Origin of the sequence: Rhodoplanes roseus (assembly GCF_003258865.1) — a bacterium.
Taxonomy (GTDB): Bacteria; Pseudomonadota; Alphaproteobacteria; order Rhizobiales; family Xanthobacteraceae; genus Rhodoplanes; species Rhodoplanes roseus.
The window spans coordinates 1-5,502 of sequence record NZ_NPEX01000344.1 but is presented as its reverse complement, the minus strand read 5'-3'; the positions used below and the strand labels follow the sequence as shown (position 1 = coordinate 5,502).

General features: G+C 70.1%; 5 protein-coding genes. 2 read left to right on the top strand and 3 right to left on the bottom strand.

Going from position 1 to position 5,502, the window contains the following annotated elements; all coding sequences use genetic code 11:
• Positions 1-412: LacI family DNA-binding transcriptional regulator (locus CH341_RS27635; protein WP_146604649.1), on the top strand; the 412-nt coding region annotated here is incomplete at its 5' end.
• On the opposite strand, the gene CH341_RS27630 is transcribed toward CH341_RS27635, so the two are convergent.
• Together CH341_RS27630 and CH341_RS27625 are read right to left on the bottom strand one after the other, a co-directional pair.
• The gene (locus CH341_RS27630; protein ID WP_111422168.1) at positions 378-2,261 is read right to left on the bottom strand and encodes an ABC-F family ATP-binding cassette domain-containing protein; all 1,884 of its coding nucleotides are present in this window, start codon (positions 2,259-2,261) and stop codon (positions 378-380) included. The two genes, CH341_RS27635 and CH341_RS27630, sit on opposite strands and share 35 nt — an antisense overlap.
• An 82-nt stretch (positions 2,262-2,343) precedes the next feature.
• Positions 2,344-3,186: a tetratricopeptide repeat protein gene (locus tag CH341_RS27625; RefSeq protein ID WP_111422166.1), complete on the bottom strand. Its 843-nt coding sequence runs from the start codon at positions 3,184-3,186 to the stop codon at positions 2,344-2,346.
• Between the two features lie 219 nt (positions 3,187-3,405).
• On the opposite strand from CH341_RS27625, the gene CH341_RS27620 reads away from it, so the two are divergent.
• Positions 3,406-4,230, top strand: a complete 825-nt coding sequence (locus CH341_RS27620) for a cyclase family protein (RefSeq protein WP_111422165.1) — start codon at positions 3,406-3,408, stop codon at positions 4,228-4,230.
• A 545-nt stretch (positions 4,231-4,775) separates the two neighbouring features.
• Here CH341_RS27620 and CH341_RS27615 read toward each other — a convergent pair.
• Positions 4,776-5,180, bottom strand: coding sequence for a hypothetical protein (locus tag CH341_RS27615; protein WP_111422164.1), 405 nt, complete (start codon positions 5,178-5,180; stop codon positions 4,776-4,778).
• Positions 5,181-5,502: the final 322 nt, after the last annotated feature.

Below are 5,502 nucleotides of genomic sequence, written 5' to 3'. Positions count from 1 at the left end.
GTCGTTCTCGCGCGAGGCCGGGCGGGCGGCCTGCGCGGCTCTGCTCGACGCCCATCCGGCGACGACCGCGATCGTCGCCGCCAACGATCTCCTGGCGCTCGGCTGCTACGACGCCCTGAGGGCGTCCGGCCGCGCCTGCCCGGACGATGTGTCGGTCACCGGCTACAACGATCTGCCGCTGATGGATCTGGTCGATCCGCCGCTCACCACGGTGCGGTTCCGCCATCGCGACATGGGGGCGGAGGCGGCGCGCCTGCTGCTCGCCCGCATGGCCGGGCAGGAGATGGCCGGCGACGTGCTGCTGCGGCCCGAGATGGTGCTGCGCGGCTCGACGGCGCCGCCGCCCGCCCGACAGGGCGGTCGCGAAACGCTCGCTGTCAACCGGCCAGCGCGTCCTCGTATTCGGCGCTGAGCGTCAGCCACTCGTCCTCGGCGGCGGCGAGGGCGCTCGCGGCGTCGGCGCGCTCCTTGGCGAAGCCGGCCGCCTTGGCGGCGTCGCGCGCGTAGAGGGCGGGGTCGGCCAGGGCGTCGTCGAGCTTGGCGATGCGCTGGTGCAGGGTTTCGATCTTCTTTTCCAGCGCGTTGATCATCTTCTTGAGCGGCGCCAGCTCGGCGCGCTTTTCCGCGGCGGCGCGGCGCTGGTCGGTGCGCGACGGGGTCTTGTCGCCGCGGCTCGCCTTGTCGTCGGGCTCGTCGTCGCCGGACAGCACCAGCCGCCGGTAGTCGTCGATGTCGCCGTCGAAGGGCGCGACGCCGCCGTTGGCGACCAGCCACAGCCGGTCGGCGCAGGCGTCGAGCAGGTAGCGGTCGTGCGACACCATCACGACGGCGCCCGGGAACTCGTTGATCGCCTCGATCAGGGCCGAGCGGCTGTCGATGTCGAGATGATTGGTCGGCTCGTCGAGCAGCAGGAGATGCGGCGCGTGAAAGGTGGCGAGGCCGAGCAGCAGCCGCGCCTTCTCGCCGCCCGAGAGCTTGCCGACCAGCGTGTCGGCGGCGCCTTCCGAGAAGCCGATGGCGCCGGCCTTCGCCCGCACCGCGGCCTCGGCGGCGTCCGGCATCAGGCGGCGCACATGGGCGTAGACGCTGGCGCCCTCGTCGAGCTCGTCGAGCTGATGCTGGGCGAAGTAGCCGACCTCCAGCTTGTCGGCCCGGGTGATGCGCCCCTCCATTGTGCCGATGCGCCCGGCGATCAGCTTGACCAGCGTCGACTTGCCGTTGCCGTTGGAGCCCAGCAGCGCGATGCGGTCGTCGTTGTCGATGCGCAGCGTCACGCGGCGCAGGATCGGCTTGCCCGGCTCGTAGCCGACCGAGACGTCGTCGACCGCGATGATCGGCGGCGACAAGAGCTTCGCGGGCGCCGGCAGGACGATCTCGCGCACCTCGTCGGCGATGCGGGCGGGCGCCGGGCCGAGCCGCTGCAGCATCTTCAGCCGCGACTGCGCCTGCCGGGCCTTGGTCGCCTTGGCGCGGAAGCGCTCGACGAAGGCGGCGAGATGGGCGCGCTGCGCCTCCTGCTTCTTGGCGAGCTTCTGGTCGAGCAGCAGGCGCTCGCGCCGGGTGCGCTCGAAGGTCGTGTAGTTGCCGCGATAGAAGGTGAGCTTGCCGTTCTCGAGATGCAGGATCGAATCGACCGCCTTGTCGAGCAGGTCGCGGTCGTGGCTGATCACCACCACGGTGTGGGGATAGCGGGCGAGGTGCTCCTCCAGCCACAGCGTGCCCTCGAGATCCAGATAGTTGGTCGGCTCGTCGAGCAGCAGCACATCGGGCTCGCGGAACAGCACGGCGGCCAGCGCGACGCGCATCCGCCAGCCGCCCGAGAACTCGCTCACCGGTCGCGCCTGGTCCTCGTGAGAGAAGCCGAGGCCGTGCAGAATGGCGGCGGCGCGGGCCGGCGCCGAATGGGCGCCGATGTCGGCGAGCCGGGTGTGCAACTCGGCAATGCGGTGCGGGTCGGTCGCGGTCTCCGCCTCGGCGAGGAGCGCGGTGCGCTCGGTGTGGGCGGCCAGCACGATCTCGGTCAGCGGCTGCGGCCCGTTCGGCGCCTCCTGGGGGAGGGTGCCGATGATGGCGCGGCCCGGCACGCCGATCTCGCCCGTGTCGGCGTGGTGCTGGCCCGTGATGGTGCGGAACAGGGTCGACTTGCCCGTCCCGTTGCGGCCGACCAGGCCGACGCGGGCGCCGGTCGGGATCTGCACGGAGGCATGATCGATCAGGAGACGTCCGGCGATCCGGACCGAGAGGTCGGTGATGACGAGCATGCGGCCTTATACACGGAATCGCGGCCGGTGCAGCGGAACGCTGGCGGCGGCCGGCAGGGCCGGGACGACGCGCCGGCACGGCCTAGAAGCACAGGTTGGTCACCACCTGGCCCTGCTTGTTCTTGATCACGTGGGGGCATTGCAGCCGCTTCAGCGCGGCCTTGGCCTCCTCGTTGCCGAGCGTCGCGGCGCGCTCGTAATAGGTCATGGCGGCCGTCGTGTCCTTGGGGCCGCCACGTCCCTCCTGCGCGTAGGCGCCCATGCGCTCGAGCGCACCGGGATGGTCCAGCGCCGCGGCCTTCTCGAACAGCGCGCGGGCCGCGGCGTCGTCCTTGGCGCCGCCGGTGCCGTCCGCCGTCATCAGGCCGAGCTGGTACAGCGCCTCCGGATTGTTGGTGACGGCCGCCTTGCCGAGCAGCTCGCGCGAGCGCCCCGGATCCGCCGAGGTCCCGCCGGAGAGCGCCGCGAGATTGGAGACGCCGCGCGGATTGCCGGCCTCGGCGGCGCGCTCGAACAGCTTTCGGGCCTGGTCCTGGTTCTGCGACGCGCCGGTGCCGGTGGCGAGCATGACGCCGAGCTCCACCATGGCGGCGCTGCTGCCCTTGTCGGCGGCGCGCCGATAGGCGGCGCCCGCCTCGGCCATCTGCCGGTTGGCCGCATAGGCGCGGCCGAGGGCGTATTGGGCGCGACGCGAGCCCGCCGCCGCGACCTTGCAGAACTTTATCGCCGTGGCGACGTCGGCGGCCGCGATCTCGGCGACACCCTTCACGTCGGACGGTTTGTCCGGGTCGGTCGGGTCGGCCGCCAGCCGGTCGCACAACACGAGGTCGGCCGACTGGGCGCCGGCCTCCGGTGGCGGAACGGCCGCGATCGCGACAAGGCCGAAGGCCGTGGCGGCGGCGAGAATGCGATGTCGTGTCGTCATGCGGGTGTCGCCGGATCGTGTGTTCGGATCGTGTGTTCAGATCGTGTGTTCAGATCGTGGCCGGTCGCTCCGGGTCGCCGGACCCGAGCGCGTGCCGGAACGTGTGACGCCGCGAGCTTACGACCGCGGGCGGTGCGGCAGCAAGCGCGCGGGGCGGCCGGATACGCGGCGCCGGACTTCGTGTAAACTGACTGAAACAACGTTTCGCGGGAGGTGTCGATGTGCGTTCCGGGGTGCATGGAAGTCGTGCGGGCCGGCACGTCCCGTCGCGGCTTCTTCGGCCGCGCCGGTGCCGCAGCGGCCTTCGCTGCCACGGCCGTCGCGCCGATGCCGGCCGTCGCGGCGCCGCGCAGCTTCGAGCGCGTGGTCGATCTCACCCACACGCTGACGCCGGAGTTTCCGAGCTTCTTCGGCGTGCCCGGAATCGAGCTGGAGCGCCGCGCCGAGGTCCGCAAGGACGGCTACAACATGTATGTCTGGAAGCTCATCGAGCATTCCGGCACGCATCTCGACACGCCGATCCATTTCGCCGAGACGGGCGCGAGCGTCGAGGATCTCCTGGCCGACACGCTGGTCGTGCCGCTCGCCGTGATCGACGTCGTCGAGAAGGCCGACAACGATGCCGACTATCTGCTGTCGCGCGACGATCTGCTCGCCTGGGAGGCGAAGCACGGCCGGCTGCCGCGCGGCTGCTGCGTCGCCATGCATGCGGGGTGGGGGAAGCTCGCGGTCAGCGATCCGGCCCGCTTCATCGGCCGCGACGTCGACGGCACGCTGCACTTTCCCGGCTTCGCGCCCGAGGCTGCGGCGTGGCTGCTGAAGGAGCGCGAGGTCGTGGGCCTCGCGTCCGACACGCTGTCGCTCGACCACGGACCGTCGACCGATTTCAAGACTCACAAGCTGTGGCTGCCGGCGAACCGTTGGGGGTTGGAGAACGTCGCCAATCTCGAGCAGGCGCCCGCCGCCGGTGCGACGCTGGTGGTCGGCCTGCCGAAGGTGAAGGATGCGACCGGCGCACCGGTGCGGCTGTTCGCGCTGATCTGATCGGCGGTCCGTCGACTCGATGATCTGTCGACTCGATGATCTGTCGACCCGTTGATCTGTCGACCCGTTGATCTGTCGACTCGATGATCTGTCGACCCGATGATCTGTCGACCCGATGATCTGTCGACTCCGCGCGCAAGGTCTTGTCGTTCAGCCCGACGCCGCGCCGCACCGTGCGTACAAAAAAAGGCGGGCGGTTCTTGCGAACCGCCCGCTGGGCATCGCAGCGTCGCGCACCCCCGTGGCACGACGCCGCGCACCAACATTTCGATCTGACGAAGCGAGAAGCCCGCCGACCGATCGTCGGAGCGGACATTGCTGCGACGCCGCTGCAGCGGCTTTGATCTAGATCAGCCGACCTTCCGAAAATGCCGGCAGGCACCCGCGACGCGCTCGCATGAGACGCGAGAAAGCCCACGAACACGGGCGTTCCGGCTCTTTCGTGCGGAGGCTCGCCGCGTGCATACGACCAATGTCGAATCCGGCGATGGTGAACGCCGCGCCCCCAGTCGACTGGAAGGAATCGACCGTGCAGGGCGCGCGCGTCAACCGTTCCAGTTCACCGTGCCGACGTCCCACTTGGCGCGCAGCTTCGTCGCCTTCCTGATGAAGTCGTCGACGGCCGCCATCGGTTTGTGCTCGGGATTGGCCTTGCAATAGCTCGCGACCATGCCGACGACCTTCGACTCGTCGAGCGTGCCGAGGTCGACATGCTTGCCGTCCTGCTCGAGCAGCGCGACGTTGGCGGCACTCAGATAGCCCTGCACCCAGGCGTAGAGCATCAGGTTGACGGGGTTCTGCAGTCCTTCGCCCGGCTTCAGATCGGCCGCGAGCTTGGCGCAGCTCGACGACCCGATTCCCTGGGTGACCAGAGGCTCCGCCATGGACTGGGCCGTCGGAGCAACGACTGCGGCGGCGAGCACGAGGGCGACGAACGTCCGTCCGATCATCGGAAACAACCTCCAAGCGTGCACCGTCGCGACCTGACGGGCTGTCGTGAGTTCATGAGAGGGGCCGGACACTAGCTGGTTCGGTTCTACCGACCAAGCACCCATGCCGATCCGCGTCCGCGCTTTGAGGCATAAAATCGACAACTTTACGGTCCGAACACTGGAGCCTCACGTGGGGACGTCTGGAGGGGAGATGCTGGGATTCGATCCGGCCGGCGGCGTTGCGTCCCTGCCCGTGTGGGCTGCGGGCGGCGTCGCCGCGATCGCCGTGGTGGCGGCCGTCGCGGCGTGGCGCCGCAGCGGCCCCGGCGCGTTGCTGGCC

Bases quoted from the DNA above. Each gene is read 5' to 3' on its own strand.
- CH341_RS27620 (WP_111422165.1), top strand. From the start codon at position 3,406: ATGTGCGTTCCGGGGTGCATGGAAGTCGTGCGGGCCGGCACGTCCCGT.
- CH341_RS27625 (WP_111422166.1), bottom strand. From the start codon at position 3,186: ATGACGACACGACATCGCATTCTCGCCGCCGCCACGGCCTTCGGCCTT.
- CH341_RS27630 (WP_111422168.1), bottom strand. From the start codon at position 2,261: ATGCTCGTCATCACCGACCTCTCGGTCCGGATCGCCGGACGTCTCCTG.
- CH341_RS27615 (WP_111422164.1), bottom strand. From the start codon at position 5,180: ATGATCGGACGGACGTTCGTCGCCCTCGTGCTCGCCGCCGCAGTCGTT.